Source organism: Rhizobium sp. TAL182 (genome assembly GCF_002117725.1).
Classification (GTDB): Bacteria; Pseudomonadota; Alphaproteobacteria; order Rhizobiales; family Rhizobiaceae; genus Rhizobium; species Rhizobium esperanzae.
This window is the reverse complement of the sequence record NZ_CP021024.1, coordinates 3357615-3382074: the sequence shown is the minus strand read 5'-3', so window position 1 is coordinate 3382074 and position 24460 is coordinate 3357615. Positions and strand designations below refer to the sequence as shown.

The 24460-nt window shown below is 61.8% G+C and carries 22 protein-coding genes; 13 read left to right on the top strand and 9 right to left on the bottom strand.

The window, feature by feature from the left end; all coding sequences use genetic code 11:
* The first annotated feature begins 19 nt into the window (after positions 1-19).
* Positions 20-223, top strand: a complete 204-nt coding sequence (locus Tal182_RS17110; RefSeq protein ID WP_064804226.1) for a hypothetical protein — start codon at positions 20-22, stop codon at positions 221-223.
* On the opposite strand, the gene xdhC is transcribed toward Tal182_RS17110, so the two are convergent.
* The 4 genes from xdhC to Tal182_RS17090 all read right to left on the bottom strand — a co-directional run bounded on the left by xdhC (position 199) and on the right by Tal182_RS17090 (position 5877).
* On the bottom strand, positions 199-1008 hold the full coding sequence (gene xdhC, locus Tal182_RS17105) for a xanthine dehydrogenase accessory protein XdhC (protein WP_085860190.1): 810 nt from the start codon (positions 1006-1008) through the stop codon (positions 199-201). The two genes, Tal182_RS17110 and xdhC, sit on opposite strands and share 25 nt — an antisense overlap.
* Positions 1009-1089: 81 nt before the next feature.
* Complete coding sequence (gene xdhB, locus Tal182_RS17100; RefSeq protein WP_085860189.1) at positions 1090-3429, bottom strand: xanthine dehydrogenase molybdopterin binding subunit; 2340 nt, start codon at positions 3427-3429, stop codon at positions 1090-1092.
* Positions 3430-3610: 181 nt separating this feature from the next.
* The gene (xdhA, locus tag Tal182_RS17095) at positions 3611-5074 is read right to left on the bottom strand and encodes a xanthine dehydrogenase small subunit (protein WP_085860188.1); all 1464 of its coding nucleotides are present in this window, start codon (positions 5072-5074) and stop codon (positions 3611-3613) included.
* A 26-nt stretch (positions 5075-5100) separates the two neighbouring features.
* Entirely contained in the window at positions 5101-5877 is a 777-nt protein-coding gene (locus tag Tal182_RS17090) for a 3-hydroxybutyrate dehydrogenase (protein WP_085860187.1), read from the bottom strand.
* Between the two features lie 256 nt (positions 5878-6133).
* Here Tal182_RS17090 and glpK point away from each other — a divergent pair, with 256 nt between their 5' ends.
* The 8 genes from glpK (at position 6134) to sbmA (ending at position 15300) form a co-directional block, all read left to right on the top strand.
* Positions 6134-7627, top strand: a complete 1494-nt coding sequence (gene glpK / locus Tal182_RS17085; protein WP_085860186.1) for a glycerol kinase GlpK — start codon at positions 6134-6136, stop codon at positions 7625-7627.
* Positions 7628-7903: 276 nt separating this feature from the next.
* Positions 7904-8278 carry a YciI family protein gene (locus Tal182_RS17075; RefSeq protein ID WP_085860185.1) on the top strand — a complete coding sequence of 125 codons (375 nt, stop codon included), beginning with the start codon at positions 7904-7906 and terminating at the stop codon, positions 8276-8278.
* Positions 8275-9534, top strand: coding sequence for an RNA polymerase sigma factor (locus tag Tal182_RS17070; RefSeq protein WP_085860184.1), 1260 nt, complete (start codon positions 8275-8277; stop codon positions 9532-9534). The genes Tal182_RS17075 and Tal182_RS17070 overlap by 4 nt, the downstream gene beginning before the upstream one ends.
* A gap of 90 nt (positions 9535-9624) precedes the next feature.
* Positions 9625-10092: an SRPBCC family protein gene (locus Tal182_RS17065; protein WP_085860183.1), complete on the top strand. Its 468-nt coding sequence runs from the start codon at positions 9625-9627 to the stop codon at positions 10090-10092.
* Between the two features lie 486 nt (positions 10093-10578).
* Positions 10579-11640: an LLM class flavin-dependent oxidoreductase gene (locus Tal182_RS17060; RefSeq protein ID WP_085860182.1), complete on the top strand. Its 1062-nt coding sequence runs from the start codon at positions 10579-10581 to the stop codon at positions 11638-11640.
* Between the two features lie 82 nt (positions 11641-11722).
* Complete coding sequence (gene map / locus Tal182_RS17055) at positions 11723-12481, top strand: type I methionyl aminopeptidase (protein WP_085860181.1); 759 nt, start codon at positions 11723-11725, stop codon at positions 12479-12481.
* A 245-nt stretch (positions 12482-12726) separates the two neighbouring features.
* The gene (locus Tal182_RS17050) at positions 12727-13911 is read left to right on the top strand and encodes a YbfB/YjiJ family MFS transporter (protein WP_170965847.1); all 1185 of its coding nucleotides are present in this window, start codon (positions 12727-12729) and stop codon (positions 13909-13911) included.
* A gap of 123 nt (positions 13912-14034) precedes the next feature.
* Complete coding sequence (gene sbmA / locus Tal182_RS17045; protein ID WP_085860180.1) at positions 14035-15300, top strand: peptide antibiotic transporter SbmA; 1266 nt, start codon at positions 14035-14037, stop codon at positions 15298-15300.
* Between the two features lie 228 nt (positions 15301-15528).
* On the opposite strand, the gene Tal182_RS17040 is transcribed toward sbmA, so the two are convergent.
* Entirely contained in the window at positions 15529-16518 is a 990-nt protein-coding gene (locus tag Tal182_RS17040; protein ID WP_085860179.1) for a polysaccharide deacetylase, read from the bottom strand.
* 121 nt (positions 16519-16639) lie between these two features.
* Here Tal182_RS17040 and Tal182_RS17035 point away from each other — a divergent pair, with 121 nt between their 5' ends.
* The 3 genes from Tal182_RS17035 (at position 16640) to der (ending at position 19451) form a co-directional block, all read left to right on the top strand.
* Positions 16640-17224: an NnrU family protein gene (locus Tal182_RS17035; RefSeq protein WP_085860178.1), complete on the top strand. Its 585-nt coding sequence runs from the start codon at positions 16640-16642 to the stop codon at positions 17222-17224.
* A 105-nt stretch (positions 17225-17329) separates the two neighbouring features.
* Entirely contained in the window at positions 17330-18013 is a 684-nt protein-coding gene (locus Tal182_RS17030) for a tetratricopeptide repeat protein (RefSeq protein WP_064811019.1), read from the top strand.
* Positions 18014-18029: 16 nt separating this feature from the next.
* Entirely contained in the window at positions 18030-19451 is a 1422-nt protein-coding gene (der, locus tag Tal182_RS17025) for a ribosome biogenesis GTPase Der (RefSeq protein WP_064804199.1), read from the top strand.
* A gap of 281 nt (positions 19452-19732) precedes the next feature.
* On the opposite strand, the gene Tal182_RS17020 is transcribed toward der, so the two are convergent.
* Positions 19733-20914 (bottom strand): glycosyltransferase family 1 protein, encoded by a 1182-nt coding sequence (locus tag Tal182_RS17020; protein WP_085860177.1) that lies wholly within the window; start codon positions 20912-20914, stop codon positions 19733-19735.
* 238 nt (positions 20915-21152) lie between these two features.
* Positions 21153-22193 carry a glutamine synthetase beta-grasp domain-containing protein gene (locus tag Tal182_RS17015; RefSeq protein ID WP_064804195.1) on the bottom strand — a complete coding sequence of 347 codons (1041 nt, stop codon included), beginning with the start codon at positions 22191-22193 and terminating at the stop codon, positions 21153-21155.
* Positions 22194-22624: 431 nt separating this feature from the next.
* Here Tal182_RS17015 and gstI point away from each other — a divergent pair, with 431 nt between their 5' ends.
* On the top strand, positions 22625-22816 hold the full coding sequence (gstI, locus tag Tal182_RS17010) for a glutamine synthetase translation inhibitor GstI (RefSeq protein WP_064804193.1): 192 nt from the start codon (positions 22625-22627) through the stop codon (positions 22814-22816).
* An 83-nt stretch (positions 22817-22899) separates the two neighbouring features.
* On the opposite strand, the gene Tal182_RS17005 is transcribed toward gstI, so the two are convergent.
* The gene (locus Tal182_RS17005) at positions 22900-23787 is read right to left on the bottom strand and encodes a sugar kinase (RefSeq protein WP_245344861.1); all 888 of its coding nucleotides are present in this window, start codon (positions 23785-23787) and stop codon (positions 22900-22902) included.
* 222 nt (positions 23788-24009) lie between these two features.
* On the bottom strand, positions 24010-24351 hold the full coding sequence (locus Tal182_RS17000) for a hypothetical protein (RefSeq protein WP_064804189.1): 342 nt from the start codon (positions 24349-24351) through the stop codon (positions 24010-24012).
* Between the last annotated feature and the right edge of the window lie 109 nt (positions 24352-24460).

Here is a 24460-nt window from a genome sequence, read left to right as displayed (position 1 = left end):
AATCTGACGAGGTGATGTCATGGATTGCCATGCTATTGAAGAGAGCCGGCCGCAACAGATCAGCAGCGTTTTCCTGCGCCTTGCCGGCTGGTTGTCAGGCAGCGCGAACCGCTTCTGCCGTCTGCCGCGGCTCGATCTTTCCGCCACACCGGACCGCGTCAAACGCGACCTCGGTTTTCTCGACGGGCGTGATCCCTATTACGAGGACGAGCGCATGCGGTAGGTCGCGAGTGCCGTCAGGATCTCGGCGGTGGTCATCGCGGCGATCACTTCCGGGCGCTTGTCGCTGACCGCGGAGCCGCCGATTGGCAGCGTCAGCCGCTCCATCCAGCCGCGCTCGCCGCCGCCTTCGCGCGAAAGCCAGCTTGCAAAGGTGGCGCGTTTGGTCGCCGAACCGATCATGCCGGTATAGGCGAGGTCGGTTCTCTCCAGCGCCTCGCGGGCGATGAGGAAATCAAGCGCGTGGTCATGGGTCAGGATGACGACCGCACCGCCGGCGGGAATATCTTTCACCAACGCTTCCGGCATTGGCACGAGCCGGGCCTTGGTTTCATCCGGCAGGTTCGCGAGTTCTTGCTGTCTCGTTTCGACGACCGTCACCGACAGCGGCAGCGGCGCAAGGGCTGCCGCCAGCGCTCGGCCGACATGGCCGGCACCGAAGAGAAAGACCTCCGGCAGGCGCTCGCCGGCAAGCCTTGCCTCAAGCTCATCCGTCAGCGCCTTCGTCAGCCGCCGAAACCGCAGTTGCGTGCGCCCGCCGCAGCACTGGCCGATTTCTGGGCCGAGCGGGATGTCCATGGTAAGGGCTCCGCCGGTTCCAGCCAGCATCTCACGTGCATTTGCGATTGCCATGAACTCGAACTGGCCGCCGCCGATGGTGCTCCACAATGCGGTTGGCGAGACGAGCATGAAGGCGCCGGCCTCGCGCGGGGTGGAGCCTTGCGTGCCGGTGATGTCGACGAGGACGCTCTCTGGGTGGGCGGCGAGGAAGGTGTGGAGGTCGGTCATGGGAAGACAACCGATGGGTATGTGGCTGCGGCACCCCCTCTCCGCCGGTCCTGCCCAAACAACAAATCAGCCGGACGCATCCTACACCCGCTTCATCCGCTCCACCGCCATCAGCACCCGCTCCGGCGTCGCCGGGGCGTCCAGCCTCGGGCAGACCTTGTAATCCGCGACGCTCGCCACCGCCATCGACAGGGCTTCCAGCACCGAGATCGCCAGCATGAAGGGCGGTTCGCCGACCGCCTTGGAGCGGCCGATCGTGGCTTCAACATTCTCCGACCATTCGGCAAGCCGCACGTTGAAGATTTTCGGACGGTCGGAGGCGAGCGGGATCTTGTAGGTCGATGGGGCATGGGTACGCAGCCGGCCCTTGTCGTCCCACCAGAGCTCTTCCGTCGTCAGCCAACCCAGGCCCTGCACAAAGGCTCCTTCGACCTGGCCGAGGTCGATTGCCGGGTTCAGCGAGCGGCCGACATCGTGGAGGATGTCGGTGCGGTCGATCAGATATTCGCCGGTCAGCGTATCGATTGAGACCTCGGTGCAGGCGGCGCCATAGGCGAAATAATAGAAGGGTGTCCCACGCCCGGCTTTGCGGTCCCAGTGGATCTTCGGCGTCTTGTAGAAGCCGGCGGCGGAAAGCTGGACACGGGCGAAATAGGCCTGCTTGATGAAATCGGGGAAGGAGATCTCGATCTCGCCGACGCGCACGCGGTTCGGCAGGAAAACGACGTCGGAAGGCGCCACCTCCCATTTTTCGGCGGCAAAGGCCACCAGACGTTCCTTGATCTGCCGGGCGGCATCAAAGGCCGCCATGCCGTTCAGGTCCGAGCCGGAAGAGGCGGCGGTGGCCGAGGTATTCGGCACCTTGGCCGTCGTCGTCGCGGTGATTTTCACTCTGGAGATATCGACCTGGAAACTATCGGCCAGCACCTGCGCCACCTTCGTGTAGAGGCCCTGGCCCATTTCGGTGCCGCCGTGGTTCAGGTGGATCGAGCCGTCCTGATAGATATGGACGAGGGCGCCGGCCTGGTTGAAGGCGGTCATGGTGAAGGAGATGCCGAATTTGACCGGCGTCAGTGCGATGCCTTTTCTGATGTAGCGGCTGTCGCGGTTGAAGCCGATGATGGCGTTGCGCCGCGCCCGGTATTCGGCGGTTTCCTCCAGTTCGTCGACGACACGGGCGATGATGTTGTCCTCGACCTCCTGATGGTAAGGGGTGAGCGTGCGCCCGGAGCCTGGCTGGCCATAGAAATTCAACTTGCGGACATCGAGCGGATCCTTGCCGAGGGCGTAGGCGATCTCCTCAATGAAACGTTCGGCGCCGAGCATGCCCTGCGGCCCGCCGAAGCCGCGGAAGGCGGTGTTGGAGACGGTGTGCGTCTTCAAGGGTTTCGACTGCAGATGCACATGGGGATAGAAATAGCTGGAATCGGCATGGAAAAGCGCGCGGTCGGTCACCGGTCCCGAGAGGTCGGAGGAAAAGCCGCAGCGGGCCGCATATGTTGCATCGACGGCGTGGATGCGGCCTTCGGCGTCGAAGCCCACCTCGTAATCGACGAGGAAGTCATGGCGCTTGCCGGTGGCGCTCATGTCCTCGTCGCGGTCCGGGCGGAATTTGACGGCGCGATCTAGCTTCTTGGCGGCGATCGCCGCAAGGGCTGCGAACTGGTTACCCTGGGTTTCCTTGCCGCCGAAGCCGCCGCCCATGCGGCGCACGTTGACGGTGACGGCGTTGGAGGGGATATCGAGCACGTGGCCGACAATGTGCTGGATCTCGCTCGGATGCTGCGTCGAAGACCAGACGGTGACCTCGTCGTCCTCGCCGGGGATGGCGACGGCGATATGGCCTTCGAGGTAGAAATGCTCCTGCCCGCCGATGCGCATCTGGCCCTTCAGCCGCATAGGCGCATTGGGCATTTCCGTTTCCGGCTCACCGCGCTGCAAGGTCATCGGGGTGATGACCAGCGGGCTGCCGTTGGCGAGCGCGCCGTCGATATCGTGCCAGTGCGTAAGCTCGCGATATTCGATCTTTGCCAATCGTGCCGCGCGCCGCGCAACATCGCGTGTTTCGGCGATGACGGCAAAGATCGGCTGACCATGAAACTGAACCAAAGTTTCGGCAAGCAGCGGCTCGTCATGGCTGCCGTTGGAACTGGTGTCGTTGACGCCGGGCACGTCCTTGCCGGTGAAGGCCCAGACGACGCCGGGATAGGCGGCGACCGCGGAAAGATCGACGCTGAGGATTTCGGCATGCGCCCGATCGGAAAGGCCGAGCGCGCCGTGCAGCAGGCCCAAGGGCTCGGGAATATCGTCGATGTAATCGGCGGTTCCGGTGACATGCTTATGCGCTGAATCATGCCGCAGCGAGCTGTGCATGGGGCCTGAGATGACGACTTTGGGATCTTCGAAGGTGGATTTGTCCATTAGATGCCTCCTTCAAGAGGAGATGTTCCGGCGTGCGGCCCCCTCATCCGCCCTTCGGGCACCTTTTCCCCGAGGGGAGAAGGGGGAAAGGCGACGGCGCGGCACTCCCTTCTCCCCAGCGGAGAGAAGGTGGCGGCAGCCGGATGAGGGCGGTGGTTTGCGCAAATATGAACCGTCTTCATCAAGCCACCTCCTCGAACCGCTTCAGCTCAGCCGGCGCGCCCACCGTTTCTAGATAGAACCGCGTCAACAAATTCTTCGCCGTCAGCTGGCGGTATTCCGCCGTGGCGCGCCAGTCGGTGAGCGGCTGGAAATCGGTGTCGAAGGCAGGGCGGGCGGCCTCGACCGTTGCTTCAATCCACGGTTTGCCGATCAGTTCGGCCTCCACCATACGAGCTCGTTTCGGCGTTGCCGCCATGCCGCCGTAGGCGATGCGGATGTCGGTGACGATCTCCGCGTCGTCGAGGGTCAGCAGGAAGGCGCCGAGCACGGCGGTGATGTCCTCGTCCCGGCGCTTGGTGATCTTGTAAGCCGCAAAGTGGCTGTTGGCGGGATAGGGCACGAAGACGCTTTCGACGAATTCGCCGGGTTTGCGGTCCTGTTTGCCGTAGGCGATGAAGAAGTCTTCGAGGGGGATTTTGCGCTGGCCTTCCAGGGAGCGCAGCGTCAGCGTCGCGCCGAGGGCGATCAAGGGCGGCGGACTGTCGCCGATCGGCGAGCCGTTGGCGACGTTGCCGCCGATCGTGCCCATGTTGCGTACCTGCTCGCCGCCGATGCGGTCGATCAGCCGCCCGAGCGCCGGAATCTTTTTGGAGATCGCCGCGAAGGCGCCGGTATAGCTGACGCCGGCGCCGATGGTGATGCCGTCCTCGTTCTCCGTGACCGACTGCAACTCGCTCAAGTGATTGATGAAGACGACAGGGCTCAACCGCCGCATCTGTTTCGTCACCCAGAGGCCGACATCGGTCGAGCCGGCAACGACGATCGCCTCGGGCTCCTGCGAGAGAACTTCGGCCAGTGCCTGGACCGAAGCCGGCACGATCAAACGGTCTTCGCCTTTGGCAATCCGGATGGTGCCGCTCGCCTGCATGGCCCAGAGCCGTGCAATGATTTCCGAGCGCGTGCGCTCCAGCGGGTCGAACAGCGCGCTCGGCCGCATCAGGCTCACCTGCTCGGCGGCCTTGACGATCGGCTCGTAGCCGGTGCAGCGACAGAGATTGCCTTGCAATGCCTTTTCGATCTCGCGGCGGCTGGGTTTTTCCTTCGTCAGCCACAGACCATAGAGCGACATCACGAAGCCCGGCGTGCAGAAGCCGCATTGCGAGCCGTGGCAATCGACCAGCGCCTGCTGCACCGGATGCAGCGCACCGTCCCGGCCGGCCAGATGCTCGACCGTCACCACGTGCGTGGCGTGCAGCGACCCCATGAAGCGGATGCAGGCATTGACGGATTCATAGGCGAGCTTGCCGTCTGCTAGCCGCCCGACGAGCACGGTGCAGGCGCCGCAATCGCCCTCCGCGCATCCCTCCTTGGTGCCGGTGAGGCGCCGCTTCAACCGCAGAAAATCGAGAAGCGTCTCGGTTGGCCCGACATCGGTAAGGTCGATGTCCTCGCCATTCAGAATGAAGCGAATGCTGTCGTTCATGATATTCCCGGTTGTTTTTCCAATGGTTAAGCCGCCGTCCAGCCACCGTCAATCGAGATGTGGGTTCCGGTCACCTGGCGGGCGGCATCGCTCGCAAGGTAGAGCGACAGCGCGCCGATCTCCTCGGCCTTGACGAATTCACGCGTCGGCTGCGCCTTGAGGATAACCTCGCTCTTCACCTGCTCCTCGGTCATGCCGCGCGCCTTGGCGGTATCGGGTATCTGCTTTTCGACGAGCGGCGTCAGCACGTAGCCGGGGCAGATGGCGTTGACCGTCACCCCGAATTCGGCAAGTTCCAGCGCCGCTGTCTTCGTAAGGCCTAATATACCATGCTTTGCCGCGACATAGGCGGATTTGAAGGGGGAGGCGACGAGCCCGTGGGCCGAGGCGATGTTGATGATGCGGCCATGCTTCCTAGCCTTCATCAGCGGAATGGCGGCGCGCATGGTGTGAAAGGAGCTCGACAGATTGATGGCGATGATCTGATCCCATTTCTCGGTCGGGAAATCCTCGATCTTCTCGACATGCTGAATGCCGGCATTGTTGACGAGGACGTCGACGGTGCCGAAGGTCTTTGCCGCCGTTTCGATCAGGTCGGCGATCTCGGCGGGCTTGGTCATGTCGGCCGGATGGTAGATCGCCCCGCCTTTCGACAATGATTCAAGCCGCGCGACGATCGCCTTGGTTTCATCGGCGTTTCCGAAACCGTTGATGACAATATTGTCGCCGGCTTCGGCGAAGGCGGTGGCGATCGCAAGGCCGATGCCGCTGGTGGAACCGGTGACGACGACTGATCTGCTCATGCTGTTTCTCCCTGAATGCCGATGCTGCGTCGCAGCGTTAGCCGCGAGGTTATTCCCAAAGCCGGCTGGCTGGCAATTCCGCTTTATTGGCTTTTCTCGCTCGCATCCGTGGCCTATTGATTTGTCATGATAATCGGCGTGGAGCATTTCCGTTTTTCTCCGAATCACGGAAATGCTCTATCTCTTTGTTCCACGTAATTCCGGACCCAAAACTGCTGCGCACTTTTGCTGGAATTGCTCTAGGGAGAGGGATTTCATGAGCGGATATGTTCTGGCGATCGATCAGGGAACGACGTCGACACGGGCGATTGTTTTTGATGGCGACATGCAGGTCGTCGGCAAGGGCCAGAAGGAATTCACCCAGATTTATCCGCGCTCCGGCTGGGTCGAGCATGACCCTGAGGAGATCTGGGATTCGGTCGTCGCCACCGTCAAGATGGCGCTACGCGAAGCGAAGCTGACGGCGAAGGACATCGCCGCGCTTGGCATCACCAACCAGCGCGAGACCGTGGTCGTCTGGGAGCGCGAGACCGGCCGGCCGATCCAAAATGCCATCGTCTGGCAGGACCGGCGCACGGCAAGCTATTGCGACAACCTGAAACGGCAGGATCTGGAGCGGGTTTTTACCAGGAAAACCGGCCTCATCCTCGATCCCTATTTCTCCGGTACGAAGCTCTCCTGGATGCTCGCCAACGTGAAGGGGGCGCGGACGCGTGCGGCCAGAGGCGATCTCTGCTTCGGGACGATCGACACGTTCCTGATCTGGCGCCTCACCGGCGGCAAGAGCTTCGTGACCGACGCGACCAATGCCTCACGCACGCTGATGTACAACATTGCCGAAAATGCATGGGACGAGGATCTGCTCGACATTCTGAGAGTGCCGGCCGCCATGCTGCCTGAGGTCAAGGACTGCGCCGCCGATTTCGGCACGGTCGATCCGGAGATTTTCGGCGCCGCGATCCCGATCCTTGGTGTCGCCGGCGACCAGCAGGCGGCGACCATCGGTCAGGCCTGCTTTGCGCCTGGCATGCTGAAATCGACTTACGGTACCGGCTGTTTTGCGCTGCTCAATACCGGCGCCGATATGGTGCGTTCGAAAAACCGGCTGCTGACCACCATTGCCTACCGCCTGAACGGCGAGACGACCTATGCGCTCGAAGGTTCGATCTTCATCGCGGGTGCTGCCGTGCAATGGCTGCGGGACGGGCTTCGCATCATCGGTAATGCCGCCGAGACCAATGTGCTTGCCGAAAAGGCCGATCCGACGCAGGAGGTCTATCTCGTCCCGGCCTTCACCGGGCTTGGCGCGCCATATTGGGATGCCCAGGCGCGCGGCGCGATTTTCGGGCTGACGCGCAACAGTGGTCCAGCGGAGCTTTCTCGCGCGGCGCTCGAAGCCGTCTGCTACCAGACCCGCGACCTGCTCGACGCCATGCAGAAGGACTGGAAGAACGGCGCCGAGGATACGGTGCTGCGCGTCGACGGCGGCATGGTCGCCTCCGACTGGACGATGCAGCGCCTCGCCGACCTGCTCGACGCCCCGGTCGACCGCCCGGTGATCCTGGAGACGACGGCGCTGGGCGCAGCCTGGCTCGCCGGCAGCCAGGCGGGGGTCTGGCCTAACAGGGACGGCTTTTCGGCGACGTGGAAACGCGATCGGCGGTTCGAGCCCGACATGGACGAGAAGGCGCGGGCGGCAAAGCTCAAGGGCTGGAAGAATGCGGTCAGGCGGACATTGAGCGAGGGGTGACGAAAGGACAGGTGTTCCTGTCAGCTCAACCAGTTCTCGACATCGCGGGCCGTATACCACTGCAGCGACGAAGATGCCGTAAGGCATGAGTTCGTAGATTGCGACATAGCGCCCTTCAATGAGAATCCGCGCTGTCAGACTCAACTCAGGGCGTGGCGAGCCCATGTGCGGGTGCTCGGCGGCAAGCAGATGGCGCTTCCACTTCGTCAATAATTTTTTGATGCGGTCTGTCGGGTAAGCGGTTACTCCTTCGTCATTCGGAAAGAGGAGTGACCGATGCTTTATGCAATCCTTTGTTACGCCCATGAGGAAACCGTCTTCGCCTGGAGCAAGGAGGAGGAGGCTGCCGTCATGGAAAAGCTTTACGCCGTGCAGGAGCCGCTTGCCAAAGCCGGCAAGCTGGGGCCTGTCGGCCGGCTGATGCCGACGACGGCGGCGACGACCGTGCGCAAGGGCAAGGACGAAGCTCTCGTCATCGATGGGCCTTTCGCGGAAACGAAAGAGGCGCTTCTCGGCTTCTACGTGGTTGATTTCGATACGCTGGAGGAGGCAGTCGCCTTCTCGAAACAGCTATCCGCCGTCAATCCCGGCTCCACCTCTTACGAAATTCGGCCTTTCTACGTGTTCAGGCCGGGAGATGCTGCATCATGACCGACATTGCCTGGATCGACCTCGCGCTTGCCTCTGCCCGCCCGAAGGCGCTCGGCGCGCTGTTGCGCTATTTCCGCGATCTCGATACCGCGGAAGAGGCGTTCCAGGAGGCATGCCTCAGGGCGATCCGGACATGGCCGGAAAAGGGACCGCCGCGCGATCCGACGGCCTGGCTCATTTTCGTCGGTCGCAACAGCGGTATCGATGCGGTGCGCAAACGCTCAAAGCTCCAGGCGCTCCCGGACGAGGACGTCATATCCGATACCGAGGATGCCGAAAGCGACATTGCCGAGCGGCTGGACGATTCCCACTATCGCGACGATATCCTGCGGCTTCTCTTCATCTGCTGCCATCCCGATTTGCCGGCGACCCAGCAGATCGCGCTGGCGCTGCGCATCGTGTCCGGCCTTTCGGTACCGCAGATCGCGCGCGCATTCCTGGTCTCCGAAAGCGCCATGGAGCAGCGCATCACCCGGGCCAAGGCGCGTGTCGCGAAGGCGGGCGTGCCTTTCGAAACGCCGAGCCCCGAGGAGCGGGCGGAGCGGCTTTCGATCGTCAGTACCATGATCTATCTGATCTTCAACGAGGGCTACAGTCAGGCCGACCCCAGACATGAGGCGGCAGCCTTCAGCGACGAGGCGATCCGGCTCGCGCGGCTGATGCTGCGGATCTTTCCCGCCGAACCCGAACTGATGGGACTGCTCGCGCTGATGCTTCTGCAAATCTCGCGCCGGCCAGCGCGGTTCAGCGCCGAAGGCGAGATCGTGCTGCTCGAGGATCAGGACCGCTCTCTCTGGAACCAGCTTTTCATCAACGAGGCCCTGGCGCTGCTCGACAAGGCGCTGCGCCACCGCCAACCCGGACCTTATCAGCTGCAGGCGGCCATTGCCGCCATCCATTCCCGCGCCAAACGCGCCGAAGATACGGACTGGGTGGAAATCGATCTGCTCTACCGCGCGCTGGAACGTGTTCAGCCGTCGCCCGTCGTAACGCTCAATCGGGCGGTCGTTGTTTCCAAGCTGCGCGGGCCGCAGGAGGCGCTGGATCTCATCGATCCGCTCGGAGAGAAGCTCCGGGGCTATTTCTATTATCACGGTCTGCGGGGCGGTCTGCTGAAGCAGCTTGGTCTGACCAGCCAGGCGCGCGAAGCCTTCGACCATGCCATCGCGCTTGCCCATTCGGCGGCGGAAGCCGCCCATATCCGCCGGCAGATCGACAAGATGCAGGAAGAGGCGGCGCAGCCGATTGCAAATTAATTTTCGGCGTGCCGTCGGAACGGCGAACTTCGACACGTCCTTGTAATAACCTGAAACCAACGGGTTTCACTCAAACGGAGAGATGTTGAAATGACCGCCAGCACGCAACATGAACTCGTCCTTGTTCGCGAATTCGACGCTTCGCGCGAGAAGATTTACAAAGCCTGGACCGATCCGGAGCTGCTGAAGCAATGGTTCGTGCCGCGCCCCTGGGGTGTGGCGGAAGCAACGCTCGACGTGCGGCCCGGCGGCTCCAGCGTCGTCGTCATGCAGGATCCCGAGGGCAATCAGTATCCGAACCGCGGCGTCTATCTGGAGGTCGTCGAGAACGAGAAGATCGTGTTCACCGACGCCTATAGCAGCGCCTGGGTACCGTCGGAAAAACCCTTCTTCACCGGCGTCATCCTGCTCGAAGACCTCGGCAACGGTCGCACGAAATATACGGCCAAGGCGCTGCACTGGCGCGCCGAGGACAAGGAAGCGCACGAGAAGATGGGCTTCCATGAGGGGTGGGGCAAAGCTGCTGATCAGTTGGCGGAGCTGCTGGCGAAGATGTGAGCGGCGGGGCGTGGCGCTTCAGGTAAGGTCTGAGGCGGCTTGGAAGATGATTCCGCCGGTGGCTGGAAGTCGTTGAATTCAGATTCGAATTGGTGGTTCGGGTTCGTGCTTCGGTCGCGGCTCCGGTGCGCGTGACACCCCCCTCTGCCCTGCCGGGCATCTCCCCACAGGTGGGGAGATCGGCAAGCGGGTGGACCGTCGCTTCCTCTCTGACTGTTGCGGCAATCACGATGTCTAGTTGTTTCGGCAAGCCATTGCGTCCAGCCGATCTCCACCCTTGTGGGGAGATGCCCGGCAGGGCAGAGGGGGTGGCCACGGCGCAAAGACTCCTTGTCGTTTCGCCGATAAAGCTCGGTCGACAATAACACGTTCGCGAAAATCACCGCGCCGCCTATCAAGATTCTCGAACAATCCGTTCCACAATTTGTATTTGCGCTCCATCACCGCCATCCTTATCTCCGGATCGAGTTCAACAGGATGCCGACGATGGAACTGGGTCTTTACACATTCGCCGATGTCAATCCCAATCCCTCCCGCAGTAAGGGAGCTGAAGGGGCCGAGCGGCTCAAGCATCTGATCGAGGAGATCGAGCTTGCCGATCAGGTGGGGCTCGACGTCTTCGGGCTCGGCGAACATCATCGGCCGGATTATGCGGTATCGGCCCCCGCCGTGGCGCTGGCCGCCGCGGCCGTCAAGACAAAAAACATCCGGCTGACCAGCGCCGTGACTGTGCTCTCCTCCGATGATCCGGTGCGTGTGTTCCAGCAGTTTTCGACGCTTGATCTGATTTCCAACGGCCGTGCCGAGATCATGGCAGGGCGTGGGTCTTTCATCGAGTCCTTCCCGCTGTTCGGCTACAACCTTGAGGATTACGATCAGCTTTTCGAGGAGAAGCTCGATCTGCTGCTGGCGTTGCGCAAGGACGAGACCGTCGCGTGGAAGGGTGAGCTTCGCGCGGCGATCAACGGACGCGGTGTCTATCCCAGGCCGCTGCAGGATCCGCTGCCGCTCTGGGTCGCGGTCGGCGGCACACCACAGTCTGTGGCGCGCGCCGGGGGGCTCGGACTGCCGGTGGCGCTCGCGATCATCGGCGGCGAGCCGCGCCGTTTCGCGCCGCTCTTCGATCTCTACCGCGAGGCTGCGCGCCGGGCAGGGCAGGATCAGGCGAAGTTGAAGACCAGCATCAATGTCCATGGCTTCATCGCCGACACGACGGAGAGAGCCGCTGACCAGTTCTACGGCCCGCAGGCCGAGGTGATGAACCGTATCGGCCGCGAGCGCGGCTGGGGACCGACGAGCCGAGCGCATTTCGATCTGTCGCGCGGGCCGAACGGCGCGCTCTTCCTCGGCGATCCGGAGGCGGTTGCGGAAAAGATCATCGCCCATCATGCGATATTCAAGAACGACCGCTTCCTGCTGCAGATGGCGATCGGCCTGATGCCGCATGAGCAGATCATGCGCGGCATCGAGCTCTACGGGACGAAAGTCGCGCCGATCGTCAGAAAGGCATTGACTGAAAGGGGTGAAGGGGCGAAAGCCACGGCCTAATCAGCGCAACTCCTCAGCGCGTCCTGCCGGACGCGTGCTCCAAGACGGCTGCGGCCGTCCCGCGCAAGGGCGGAAGAGACGAATGGTAATCGCAAACGACGATGAACTGACAAAGCTCAAGGAGATCGGCCGGGTCTGCGCCAACGCCATACAGGTGATGGCGGCGGCGATGGAGCCCGGCATGACGACGCTCGAGCTCGACCGGATCGGCCGCAAGGTGCTCGAGGATTCCGGCGCGCGTTCGGCGCCGGAGTTCTGCTACCAGTTTCCCGGCGCCACCTGCATCAGCGTCAACGAAGAAATCGCCCACGGCATTCCAGGCGCGCGTGTCATCCAGGCCGGAGACCTGATCAATATCGACGTCTCGGCGGAAAAGGATGGCTTCTTCGCCGATACCGGCGCTTCCTTTGCGATGCCGCCGGTCAAGCCGAAGATCGAACGCCTCTGCCGCGACGGCAAGCGGGCGCTCTGGGTGGGCCTTAATCAGGTGAAAGCGGGCGAGCCGCTGGCAAAGATCGGCACCGCCGTCGGCGCTTTCGCGCAGAAGAACCGCTACACGCTGGTCGCCAATCTGGCGAGCCACGGCGTCGGCCGCTCGCTGCACGAGGAGCCGGCCGAGCTCTCGACCTGGCCGGACCCTTCGGAAAAACGCGTGATGACGGATGGCCTCGTCTTCACCGTCGAGCCGTTTCTTTCGCTCGGCGCGACCTGGGCCGAAGGCGGCGACGATGCGTGGACGCTCTATGCCGATCCGAAGGCGCCGACCGTGCAATTTGAGCACACGGTGGTTGCGACGCGGAACGGACCGGTGATTCTGACCTTGCCGGATGGGCGGGGGTAGGGTTTCATCGTCAGCGCACCCGCTCGTCCTTCGAGGCCTCTGCGGGGCGCCTAGCGCGGCATCCGCCAAAGCCCCTCATGTTGAGGTGCGCAGCCCATAGGGCGAAGCCTCGAAGCACGCCGCAGCGCCGCTCCTTGCATCATCGAACTCGGAGCGCTCACCTCATCCGTCGACTTTCGCAGAATTGATCGATCGATCAGAAATACTCGTTTGTGACGACCGTGCTGCGGCGCGATAAGCGGTGCATGCTTTCCCGCCCCCCTCGCTCCCCGCCGAATCTCGTCTCTACCGCCGCTGCCGGCGCCGTCGCCATGGCGGCGGCCATGGGCTTCGGGCGTTTCTCTTACACGCCGATCCTGCCTGGCATGATGAGCGGTGTGCCGCTTTCTGCGGCGGATGCCGGCTTTATCGCTTCGGCCAATTTCGTCGGTTATCTCGTCGGCGCCGTGCTGGCGGCCTATGGCTGGGCGGCGGGGCGCGAACGGCTGGTGGCGCTCTTGGCACTGCTTGCCAACGCGATCCTGCTCGCCGCCATGGCGGCCACCGATTCCGTCGCGATCTTTGCGGTCATCCGGTTCCTGGCCGGCCTTGCCAGCGCCTTCGCAATGGTTTTCACCTCGTCGATCGTGCTCAGCCACGGGACTGCTGCCGGCAATGACCATGTGCAGGCGGCGCATTTCGGGGGGCCGGGTGCGGGCATCGCGCTTTCGTCGGTCATGGTGCTGCTGATCGGTCTTGGCTTTCACGACGAGCCGGGCGGCTGGCGCGCCGATTGGATCGGCGGGGCGCTCTATTGCGCGGCAAGTCTCGCCATTGTCTGGTGGCTCTTGCCCGTGGCGCCGGCGCAATCGCTGCAGACGGGCAAGGAACCGGCGCTCAACTGGAGCCGGCCGATGGTGCTTGTCACGCTCTCCTACGGCCTGTTCGGCTTCGGCTACGTTATCACGGCGACCTTCCTCGTCACCATCGCACGCATGGCGGCGACGGGGGCTTTCGTCGAATTTCTCTGCTGGTTCATTGCCGGTGTGACGGCGGCGGTGGCGCTGTTTGCCTGGAAGCCGTTGGTCAGGCCGCTCGGGCTCGGCGGCGTCTATGTCGCGGCGCTCTTCATCGAGGCGGCCGGTGTGCTCGCCACCGTAGCGCTGCCGCCCTCGGTCGCGCCGCTGATCGGCGGTGCGTTATTCGGGGCGACGTTCCTTGCGATCACAGCCTACGGACTGCAGATCGGCCGCAAGCTTTCGCCCAAGAGCCCGCGGCGGATCCTGGCGATGATGACAGCGGCCTTCGGCGTCGGCCAGATCGTCGGGCCGATTGTTGCCGGCTGGATTGCCGAACGCTCGGGCAGCTTTACCCTGCCGACGGTGATCGCTGCCGCAGCACTTCTTGTCTGCGCGGCGCTCGTAATGCCCGTCATCAGGAAAGTCGCCTAACCGGTTACATCTGCGTAACAATCGGCCAAACCCATTGCTGCTTCCTTCGAACTGCCGTAGTTTCCGGCACAATCAGTGTTCCGACACTCCCGAGACTCACAGTTCAGGAAAGCAAAGCCCCCCGTGTTTCATTCCTTCTTTCCCCAGCCGAAGCCTTTCTTCGTTTCGCTTGTCGTCTGGACGCTAATTTCAATATTGGGCTGGTATTTCTTCGCAGCCGGTCTCGGCGCGTCGCTCGGCTTTGCGCCAGTTCCGGAAGAGCAGCAGCCGATCGATCTTTCCTTCTTCTTGCTGCCCGAGAATATCTGGTTCTACAGCTATTTCTTTCTATCGGCGATCATCTTCTGCGGCGTATGGCATCTGAGGGCGCTGCACCATCCGTGGAAGCTGTGGTCGATCTGGGGTTCGGCGCTCATCATTTTCGTGACCTATTTCGGTGTGCAGATCACGGTCGTGATCAACAATTGGCGCCGCCCGTTCGGCGACCTTCTGCAGAATGCCCTGTCGAAGCAGCCGGGCATTTCAGTAGACAATTTCTATAGCCTGATGTGGGTCTTCTGTCAGATCGCGTTCCTCAGCATGTTCGTGTCGATCATGACTGACTTCTTCACCAGCCACTACATCTTCCGCTGGCGCGCCGCGATGAACGATTTCTATATGTCGAAGTGGGAAAAGCTGCGGCACATCGAAGGCGCTTCGCAGCGCGTGCAGGAAGACACGATGCGTTTTTCGAGCACGCTCGAAGGTCTTGGCATCAGCCTCATCAATTCGGTGATGACGCTCGTGGTGTTCCTTCCGATCCTTCTGGCACTATCACATTATGTGACCGAGCTGCCGGTCATCGGACCGCTGGCGAATTCGCTCTTCTGGCTGGCGCTCTTCTGGTCGGCATTCGGCACGCTGCTTTTGGCGGTCGCCGGTATCAAGCTGCCGGGCTTGAACTTCCGCAATCAGCGCGTAGAAGCCGCCTATCGCAAGGAACTCGTCTACGGTGAGGACCATGCGGAGCGGGCGCAACCGCTGACGGTCAGGGAGCTTTTCAACAACGTTCGGCGGAACTATTTCCGCATGTATTTCCACTACATGTATTTCAATGTCGCCCGCTATTTCTACATTCAGGCGGACGCGCTTTTCGTGATCTTCATGCTGGTGCCGACGATCGTGGCCGGGACGATCACCTACGGCATCTTTCAGCAGATCTCGACCGCCTTCGGCCAGGTCAGCAACTCGTTCCAGTATCTGGTCAATTCCTGGACGACGATCATCGAGCTGCTGTCCATCCACAAGCGCCTCAAGGCCTTCGAGGCAGCCATCGACGACGAGCCGCTGCCTGCCATCGATCGGCACTATTTGGAGCGCGAGGCGGGTGTCGTGCATGCGGATGGTTGATGGGTAGGATTTGGCGGGCGGGCGAGGTGGTGCCGTGCGGCCCCCTCATCCGGCTGCCGCCACGTTCTCCCCGAGGGGAGAAGAGACTCGTGGCAATGCCTCGCCTTTATCCATCGCTTGAGAGAATTTTCGTCGACTTTGCGATTCCCTCTTCTCCCCAGAGGGGAGAGCCCGTCAGGGCGGATGAGGGGGCCACACGGCACCACCCCTCGTTCTCAAAAGCGTTCGTCAGAGCCCTGAGGTCTGCTCCAATTTCCCACGCGCCTTGATCATCGGTATGGCTTCGGAATAGCTGACGCAGGCGACATCCGCCCGGTGGCAGACGTCGCTAACCAGGCGGTCGAGCGCGCGCCAGTAGGCGCCGCCGTTCATTTCCACGAAATGGAAGCCGAGCTGGAGAGGGATGCGGTCGCCGTTATATTGGCGATCGAAAGCCTGGGAGAAGGCGGTGTAGGCGCGGTCTTCGAATGCCTTCGAATCCGCGCTGTCCTCCTCACCCTTGGAATGGCGGACGAAGAGATTGTAGTCCATGCCGATGATCGGCTTTTCGCTGGGACCCTCGGGGATCAGCGGCAGGCCGAAGCGGAGGATGCCGTCTTCTTCGACAGGCATGGCCGGACCCTTGGTGACAAGGCTTGCATCATAGGTGAAGCCCGCCTTCTTCTCGGCGGCGATCATGTCGGCGCCCGCCGTCGCCGAGAGATAGGGAGCGCGAAAGCCCTTGATGCCGTGATCGACCAGATCCTGCCAGCCGGCGGGTTCATCGAGGCCAACGCTCTTCCAGGCACTTTTCAATGTGGCATGGAAGGTTGCGTATTCGGCGGACCAGTCGGCCTCGCTCCAGAGGCGGCCGTCGAAATGGCCGCAGGCATGGCTTGCTATGTCGTGACCTTCGAGATGGGCATGCCAGATATTGCCGAGACGCTCGCGGATTTCGTTTTCGCTCTGGGCAAACCCGACATTGGATTTTCCGCGTTTCTGGTGCGGCGCCTGATAGGCCTTCTTCGCCGCATCGTTCATCAGAAACGTACAGGAAAGGAAATAGGTGAAGTGGGCGCCGTTCCTGGCGGCCATCTCGCGGCTTTTCAGCCAGAGCGCATTATCGTGGGCGCCGTCGAAGGAGATAATGACAAGCTGCTTCGGCCGATCGGCCGCCTCTGCCGCCGCGGGAAGAACGAGGGAGGCAAGCAGACAGGTGGCGAGGAGAGGACGAGACATGGGCACCGCGACAATTTGTTCGCGGTTTCCCTCCGATAGAATTGCGGCGAAGCTGCGGTCACAACTGGCATTTTTTCCCGCCAACCGCTAAGTCATGTCAAACTGCACGGAAGGGATCGCAATGGCACTGCTTATCGTCGGCATCATACTTTTTCTCGGGGTGCATCTGGTGCGGGTGGTGGCTCCGGATCTGCGCCGCTCGATGATCGCGCGCCTCGGCGAGAATGGCTGGCGGGCCGGGTATTCGGTTGCGAGCATCCTCACGCTGATCCTGTTGATCTATGGTTTCGGGCAGGCCCGGCAGGTGACCGGCATGCTCTACAATCCGCCGGTCTGGACGGCGCATATCGCAATCACGCTGATGCTGATCGCGATGATCTGTCTCGTCGCCTCGCTGCTGCCGGCGGGGCATATTGCGACCAAGACGAAACATCCGATGGTGCTGTCGGTGAAGATCTGGGCGCTGGCGCATCTGCTTGCCAATGGCGAGACGTCGTCGGTGCTGCTGTTTGCGGCCTTCCTTGCCTGGGGCGTGATCGTGCGCATTTCGCTCAAGCGCCGCGAGCGGGCGGGGGAAATCACGCTCCGGCCCTTCGTCTCGGCCAAGTACGACGTCTATGCCGCCGTTATCGGCATCGTCCTCTGGGCGCTGATCATCTGGAAGCTGCACGAATGGCTGATCGGCGTTTCGCCGCTCGCCATGTGACGAATCTTTCACATCCCCCTTACAACGGCGGCAAAATGGGGTAGAAGGCCGGAAATGTGCGTGTCATGCACATGCGTATAGGTATTTCCGCGGCCGGAGACGAGAATGGCATTCAACGACGACAGCTTCATCCGTGAAGTCAATGAGGAATTGCGGTCAGACCAGATGAAGGGCGTTTGGCGCCGGTTCGGCCGCTATATCATTGTCGTCGCCATTCTGATCGTTCTCGGCACCGCCGGCAAGGTTCTCTACGAATATTGGGACGATACCCGCTCCTCCGGCGCCGGCGACCAGTTTCTGGCGGCGATGAAGCTTGCCGACGAGAACAAGAACGACGAGGCGCTGGCCGCGCTTGAAAAGCTGGAGAAGGAGGGCCATGGCGCCTATCCGGTGCTGGCGCGCATGCGGGCGGCGACCGTCCAGGCGCAGAAGGGCGATGCTGCTGCTGCGATCGCCGCCTTCAACGAGATCGGCAAAGACAACAGCGTTCCGGCTGCCGTGCGTGATGTCGCCAAAATGCGCGCGGGCTGGCTGCTGATCGAGAACGGCTCTTATGAGCAGGTTTCGGCCGCGATCGAAGAAATGGCCGTGCCGAGTAACGCTTTCCGCCATTCGGCGCGCGAAGCACTCGGTCTGGCCGCCTACAAGGCCGACAACATGGCGCAGGCGCGGCAATGGTTCCAGTCGATTGTCGATGACGCGGGCAGCCCGCGTCCTGTTGCCAATCGCGCGCAGATGATGCTTGATCTCATTACCGCATCCGGCAAGGCGCCCGCCGCGCAGGGCTGAGTTTTAAGGAAAAAGAATGAGTTTCACGGTCGCCATCGTCGGTCGTCCGAATGTCGGCAAGTCGACGCTTTTCAACCGCCTGGTGGGCAAGAAGCTGGCGCTCGTCGATGATACACCAGGCGTCACCCGTGACCGCCGGCCGGGTGATGCGCGGCTGATGGGACTGACCTTTACGATTATCGACACGGCCGGTCTGGAGGAAGCCGACGAGGAGAGCCTGCAGGGCCGGATGCGCGCTCAGACGGAAGCGGCGATCGACGAGGCCGATCTATCGCTTTTCGTCGTCGACGCCAAGAATGGGCTGACGCCCGTCGATACCGCTCTTGCCGAAATGCTGCGCCGGCGCGGCAAGCCGGTGGTGCTCGTCGCCAACAAATCCGAGGCGCGCGGCTCCGACAGCGGCTTCTACGACGCCTATACGCTGGGGTTGGGCGAGCCGACGCCGATTTCGGCCGAGCACGGTCAGGGCATGCTCGACCTGCGCGACGCGATCGTCGAGGCGATCGGCAAGGACCGGGCCTATGCCAAGGAGGATGTTGCCGTCACGGACGTCGATATTCCCCATTCGGCTGATGAGGGTGAGGACGAGGACGAAGAGCCGGCCTACGACGAGACCAAACCACTCCGGGTGGCGATCGTTGGCCGGCCGAATGCGGGCAAATCGACGCTCATCAACCGCTTCCTGGGCGAGGATCGGCTGCTGACCGGCCCGGAGGCAGGCATTACCCGCGATTCCATTTCGGTGGAATGGGACTGGCGTGGCCGTACCATCAAGATGTTCGATACGGCCGGCATGCGACGCAAGGCGCGAGTGACCGAGAAGCTGGAGAAGCTTTCGGTCGCCGATGCCCTGCGGGCCATCCGCTTCGCCGAAACCGTCGTCATCGTTTTCGATGCGACGATTCCCTTCGAGAAGCAGGACCTTCAGATCGTCGACCTTGTGCTGCGCGAGGGGCGTGCAGCGGTGCTTGCCTTCAACAAGTGGGACATGATCGAAGACCGCCAGGCGGTGCTTGCCGATCTGCGCGAAAAGACTGACCGGCTGCTGCCGCAGGCGCGCGGCATCCGCGCCGTGCCGATCTCCGGCCAGACCGGCTGGGGCCTCGACAAGCTGATGCAGTCGATCATCGATACCGACAGGGTCTGGAACAAGCGTATTTCGACGGCGCGGCTCAACCGCTGGCTGGAGACGCAGCAGATCCAGCATCCGCCACCGGCCGTTTCCGGCCGCCGCATCAAGCTGAAATACATGACGCAGGTCAAGGCCCGCCCGCCGGCCTTCATGATCTCCTGCACCCGCTCGGATGCGCTGCCGGAATCCTATACGCGCTACCTGATCAATGGGTTGCGTGCGGATTTCGACATGCCGAGCGTGCCGATCCGCATCCATTTCCGTTCGCCTGATAATCCGTACGAGTCGAAGAAGAGGCGGACGTAGGGCTGGGCTTGTGCTGATTGGGGTCTTACGCGGCATTGTTGCGCCGTCGTGTGGCATCCCCCTCTGCCCTGCCGGGCATCTCCCCTAGAAGGAGGGAGATCGGATCGGCGGACCCGCTCGCTCTAACGTTGATTATTTGAGGAGATTCCATCTCCGAGTCGATCTCCCCTTGTGGGGGAGATGTCCGGCAGGACAGAGGAGGGTGACCTCAGGCGCGACCGTTCTCCTGCGCGTCTAGCGGCGACGGCACGCTTCGCAGCGCCCTGCACAGAAAGAGCTGATCAATCTCCGGATGGGAGAGGCCCGGTGGTTTCGCCGGGCTTTCTGCTTCTTGGAAGCGACTTAGCGAATTGCCAAGCCTTTTTCCACTTGGGCGTGATGACCCCATTGGCAGCGCGAATATTGTTGATGAATTGCTGCGTTGCCGCTTCCCAGGAATATTGCATGGCAAGCTCACGCGCCTTGGTGCGCGAGGCGGAGAGAGCGGCCAGGCACGCGGCCTGCAGGTCGGCGTCGAGTGCTCCGACCTCCCTGTCCTCGCCGATGATATCGAGAGGGCCGGTGACCGGGTAGGCGGCGACCGGCACGCCCGATGCCAATGCTTCGAGAATGGTGTTGCCGAAGGTGTCGGTGAGCGAGGGGAAGACGAAGACATCGGCCTGAGCGTAGATTTTCGCCAGATCCTCGCCGAATTTCACGCCGGTGAAATGGACGTTCGGATAACGCTGCTCCAGTTCGGCGCGCGCCGGACCATCGCCGACGACGACCTTGGAGCCCGGCAGCTCGAGATCGAGAAATGCCGGCAGATTCTTTTCCAGCGCCACGCGGCCGACGGTCATGAAAATCGGCCGAGGCAGGCCAAGGGGCTCCGGCTCAAGCGGCATCGGATGGAATTGCGTGGCGTCGATGCCGCGGGTCCAGGGCATCAGGTTCTTGATGCCCCTCGCGGACAATTCGCGAGCAAGGCTTGGCGTCGCCACCATGCAGCCGGCGCCGCCATTGTGGAACCAACGCACGAAGGCGTAGAGCCAGCTCTCCGGGATCGGCAGGCGGGCGGAAACATATTCCGGAAAGCGTGTGTGATAGCTGGTGGAGAAAGGCATGCGCTTGCGCAGGCACCAGCGGCGGGCGGTCAATCCCAGCGGACCTTCAGTCGCGATATGCACATAGGTCGGATTGTGCTTTTCGATCTCTCGCGCGACACGTCGGTAACTGGCAATCGACAGGCGGATTTCCGGATAGGTTGGGCAGGGGATGCTGTGGAAACGCTCCGGGGTCACCATCGCAACCTCGACACCCATTTTCGCCAGTTCGCGATTGGTGTTCTCGATGGAGCGGACGACTCCATTCACCTGCGGGTGCCAGGCGTCGGTAACGATCACTAGCCTTTCCGGCAGGTTTCCGGCGGCTGCGGCATTGGCCCAGCTCTCGCCGCTGTAAGTATTTGCCGGACGTTGCAGCATGTCGCGATTTCCATCCGCGTTGCAGTGATCTGTCAACGCTCAACCCCAAAGCGGGGTTCCGGAACGGCGATTCCCGCCCGCTTATCTTGAGGCATGACCATGATGGAAATATTACAGCCGCTTGCCAGTGTTTTCAGGCTTTTAACGGCTCGATCGCCGCGAATATGTCAGAGGCTGATCGCAGTTTTCAGGCAGAAAGAATGACGGCGCCGGTCGGGGACCGGCGCCGCTTGGGAGGTTAGGCGGCAGCGGAAGCCGAACCGGCGAGCGGAACTTCCGAGATCGTCTTCAGGACCTGCGAAGCGATCTGATAGGGGCAGCCCTGCGAGTTCGGGCGGCGATCTTCCAAATAGCCCTTGTAGTCGTTCTTGACGAAGGAGTGCGGCACGCGGATCGAAGCGCCACGGTCGGCAACGCCGTAGGAGAACTTGTTCCACGGAGCGGTTTCGTGCTTGCCGGTCAGGCGCTTGTCGTTGTCAGGACCGTAGACGTTGATGTGGTCCATCAGGTTCTTTTCGAACTGCGCCATCAGCGCTTCGAAGTAGGCCTTGCCGCCGACTTCGCGCATGTACTTGGTCGAGAAGTTGCAATGCATGCCCGAGCCGTTCCAGTCGGTGTCGCCGAGCGGCTTGCAGTGATATTCGATGTCGATGCCGTATTTTTCGGTCAGACGCTGCAGCAGGTAGCGTGCCATCCAGATCTGGTCGGCGGCCTTCTTGGAGCCCTTGCCGAAAATCTGGAATTCCCACTGGCCCTTGGCCACTTCGGCGTTGATGCCTTCGTGGTTGATGCCGGCAGCGAGGCAAAGATCGAGATGTTCTTCGACGATTTCGCGGGCGACGTCGCCGACATTAGAATAACCGACGCCGGTGTAGTAGGGGCCCTGCGGAGCCGGATAACCCTGCTCGGGGAAGCCGAGCGGGCGGCCGTTCTGGTAGAAGAAATATTCCTGCTCGAAGCCGAACCAGGCATCTTCGTCGTCGAGGATGGTGGCGCGGGCGTTGCTCGGGTGCGGCGTGACGCCATCGGGCATCATGACTTCGCACATGACGAGCACGCCGTTGGTGCGGGCCGGGTCGGGATAGATGGCGACGGGCTTCAGTACGCAATCGGAGCTGCGGCCTTCGGCCTGCATGGTCGACGAGCCGTCGAAGCCCCAGAGCGGAAGCTGTTCCAGCGTTGGGAATGCGTCGAATTCCTTGATCTGCGTCTTGCCACGCAGGTTCGGTACCGGGGTGTACCCATCGAGCCAAATATACTCGAGCTTATATTTTGTCATCGTGACTCTCTCAATGCGACGAAGGTGAGCAAACCCGGAGACGATCTGGGCGCGCAAACGCATCCGACCGCCAGGGGATGCACCTATCGAAGCACGTAGCGTGCCAGTTTGATTGCCGACAAAAGAAAAATCTTAAATCGGCCTGTCGATCCGCACTTTTCCCTTTCTCGAAAGGAGCCCGTTTGAACGATCGAAGGCTGATTCATCAGGAGGATAAAGAGGTTTCCTGCCTCGGAACCGGATGAAAATTTGGGCGTTAGTTCGAAATGGTGAAGTGTTGAACAAATAGGCGGAAGCTTCAGTCATAGACAGCATATGGATCAATCATAGTTACTTCATGCATATATTTTGTGCAATTTGCATAAAGTATGTGCATCATGCTATGGTCGCAGTCCTGATATCGATGCGCCGAACGGAATGGAGGCGATCTCATGCCCACCGGTTTCCATCGTGAATCCGCGACGATCTACCAGTTTCCCGTCAAGCCGACGCGGGCCGCAAACCGATTCGAACGCGCCAGGCTGATGGAGCGCGAGGCGGCTGATGTCTGCGACGCCGCGCTCGACAGCTGCTGGTATCATGACGAGGCGGTTCGCGAGACGGATCGGCCGACGAAGTCCTGATTTTTACGCCCTTGACGGGGAAGAATGCCGATAAGGCGGGAGCGCCCGCGCATGGCATACCTGCGCCGTGGTCATGCGCGGGTTCAGCGATCGCTCAACCCGAGTTTTTCTCTTGCAACCAACGCGCCATGCTCGCTGACGACGCGAGCCGCCACGCCTGCGGCGAAGCGGGCGGCTGCCGGCGCGTCCTGACTCTCAAGATATCGTGCGAGGAAGGCACCATTGAAACTGTCGCCGGCGCTGGTGGTGTCGACGACCTTCTTGACCTTTTCGGCCGGAACGAAGGTCTCCTCGCCGCCGAAATTCAAGTTGACACCGTCCGCGCCATTCTTGACCACGATATTGAGAGCGCCCAGCGCGCGGTAGCGATGAATGGTCGCCTCGATGGAATCGTCGCCGAAATGAGCGGCCTCGTCATCAAAGCTCGGCATGACGAGCACGGAGGAGCGAGCGCCTTCGCTGATCGTCGTATGCATGACATCGTAGCTCGACCACAGGCGGGGACGGATGTTCGGGTCGAACACCACGAGCTTGCCGGCTGCCTTGGCGCGGCGGATTTCGGAGAGCAACGTTGCGGCATCCTCCTGCGGCAGGATGGCAAGGGTGATGCCGGAGAAATAAACGAGATCGGCGCTCTCCACCGCCTCGCGCAGATGATCCGGATCGGCAGCCAGGCTACGGGCGGCCGAACTGTCGCGCCAATAGCTGAAGGAGCGTTCGCCGTTCTTCAGGTTGATCATGTAGAGGCCCGGCGTCTTGCCCTTGATGCGGCGGATGAGGTTCGTGCCGATACCCGCCCCGGCGATAAAGGCAGCCATCTCGTCCGACATGGCGTCGTCACCGAGCGCGGTGAAATAATCGACCGACCAATCGGGGCCGAGGCAAGCGCGGGCATACCAGGCGGTATTGAAAGTATCGCCGGCAAAGCCCTTGCGCAGCAGGCCGTCGCCGGCCTGCGAGAGCTCCACCATGCATTCACCGATCGACAGAAACCGTCTTCCGTTCACCTTGTCCTCCCGGCATAGGAGCGCCGCTGATGCAACAGGTCGCTCGATCGCTTTGAAATTAACGCTTCATCCGCTGATACGCGGAGCCGGGCGGAGTGACAAGCGTCGATATTGCGAGCGCCATGGCGACAAGGAACCGAAAGCCGCCTTCGCGGGCAAGCGAAGGCGGGCGAGCGCGAAGGGCGTTTATTCGTGGATGGTGTAGCTGCCGAGCTCGCAAAGATCCTGCGTGTCTTCGGTGGTGTCGAGGTCCGAGTCTTCGTCGAATTCGAAGCGCATGTCGTATTTGCAGACGGTGCGGCCGTCGGCGATGGTGATGTTCACGGTCTCGCCCGGATTGAGGACATCCTCGCCGAACACGTCTTCTTCCCAGCTGTTGACGCCTGTCGGCGAGCTGTAGAAGCGCGTCAGGACGGACTTGGTCCCGTTGGTGAGCTGGAATTTCAAATCTTCGGCATGCGACGATACGGCGGAGGTGGCGACGATCGCGGCAGCAAGCGCAATCAATCCGGACAGTTTCGATTTCATATATGCAGTTCCCCATGGCCCATGATTAGGCGGAGAAAGACATAGCATATCCGCATCTAAATCTTTCTTAGCGGAGACTATAGATTCCCAAGTAACTGTGTTTTGGCGA

Bases quoted from the DNA above. Each gene is read 5' to 3' on its own strand.
- Tal182_RS17005 (WP_245344861.1), bottom strand. From the start codon at position 23,787: ATGGTGGAGCTCTCGCAGGCCGGCGACGGCCTGCTGCGCAAGGGCTTT.
- Tal182_RS17040 (WP_085860179.1), bottom strand. From the start codon at position 16,518: ATGTCTCGTCCTCTCCTCGCCACCTGTCTGCTTGCCTCCCTCGTTCTT.
- gstI (WP_064804193.1), top strand. From the start codon at position 22,625: ATGCCCACCGGTTTCCATCGTGAATCCGCGACGATCTACCAGTTTCCC.
- map (WP_085860181.1), top strand. From the start codon at position 11,723: ATGGTAATCGCAAACGACGATGAACTGACAAAGCTCAAGGAGATCGGC.
- Tal182_RS17050 (WP_170965847.1), top strand. From the start codon at position 12,727: ATGCTTTCCCGCCCCCCTCGCTCCCCGCCGAATCTCGTCTCTACCGCC.
- Tal182_RS17070 (WP_085860184.1), top strand. From the start codon at position 8,275: ATGACCGACATTGCCTGGATCGACCTCGCGCTTGCCTCTGCCCGCCCG.
- Tal182_RS17110 (WP_064804226.1), top strand. From the start codon at position 20: ATGGATTGCCATGCTATTGAAGAGAGCCGGCCGCAACAGATCAGCAGC.
- Tal182_RS17030 (WP_064811019.1), top strand. From the start codon at position 17,330: ATGGCATTCAACGACGACAGCTTCATCCGTGAAGTCAATGAGGAATTG.
- Tal182_RS17035 (WP_085860178.1), top strand. From the start codon at position 16,640: ATGGCACTGCTTATCGTCGGCATCATACTTTTTCTCGGGGTGCATCTG.
- xdhA (WP_085860188.1), bottom strand. From the start codon at position 5,074: ATGAACGACAGCATTCGCTTCATTCTGAATGGCGAGGACATCGACCTT.
- Tal182_RS17090 (WP_085860187.1), bottom strand. From the start codon at position 5,877: ATGAGCAGATCAGTCGTCGTCACCGGTTCCACCAGCGGCATCGGCCTT.
- Tal182_RS17065 (WP_085860183.1), top strand. From the start codon at position 9,625: ATGACCGCCAGCACGCAACATGAACTCGTCCTTGTTCGCGAATTCGAC.
- Tal182_RS17020 (WP_085860177.1), bottom strand. From the start codon at position 20,914: ATGCTGCAACGTCCGGCAAATACTTACAGCGGCGAGAGCTGGGCCAAT.
- Tal182_RS17060 (WP_085860182.1), top strand. From the start codon at position 10,579: ATGGAACTGGGTCTTTACACATTCGCCGATGTCAATCCCAATCCCTCC.
- Tal182_RS17075 (WP_085860185.1), top strand. From the start codon at position 7,904: ATGCTTTATGCAATCCTTTGTTACGCCCATGAGGAAACCGTCTTCGCC.
- der (WP_064804199.1), top strand. From the start codon at position 18,030: ATGAGTTTCACGGTCGCCATCGTCGGTCGTCCGAATGTCGGCAAGTCG.
- xdhB (WP_085860189.1), bottom strand. From the start codon at position 3,429: ATGGACAAATCCACCTTCGAAGATCCCAAAGTCGTCATCTCAGGCCCC.
- xdhC (WP_085860190.1), bottom strand. From the start codon at position 1,008: ATGACCGACCTCCACACCTTCCTCGCCGCCCACCCAGAGAGCGTCCTC.
- glpK (WP_085860186.1), top strand. From the start codon at position 6,134: ATGAGCGGATATGTTCTGGCGATCGATCAGGGAACGACGTCGACACGG.
- Tal182_RS17000 (WP_064804189.1), bottom strand. From the start codon at position 24,351: ATGAAATCGAAACTGTCCGGATTGATTGCGCTTGCTGCCGCGATCGTC.
- Tal182_RS17015 (WP_064804195.1), bottom strand. From the start codon at position 22,193: ATGACAAAATATAAGCTCGAGTATATTTGGCTCGATGGGTACACCCCG.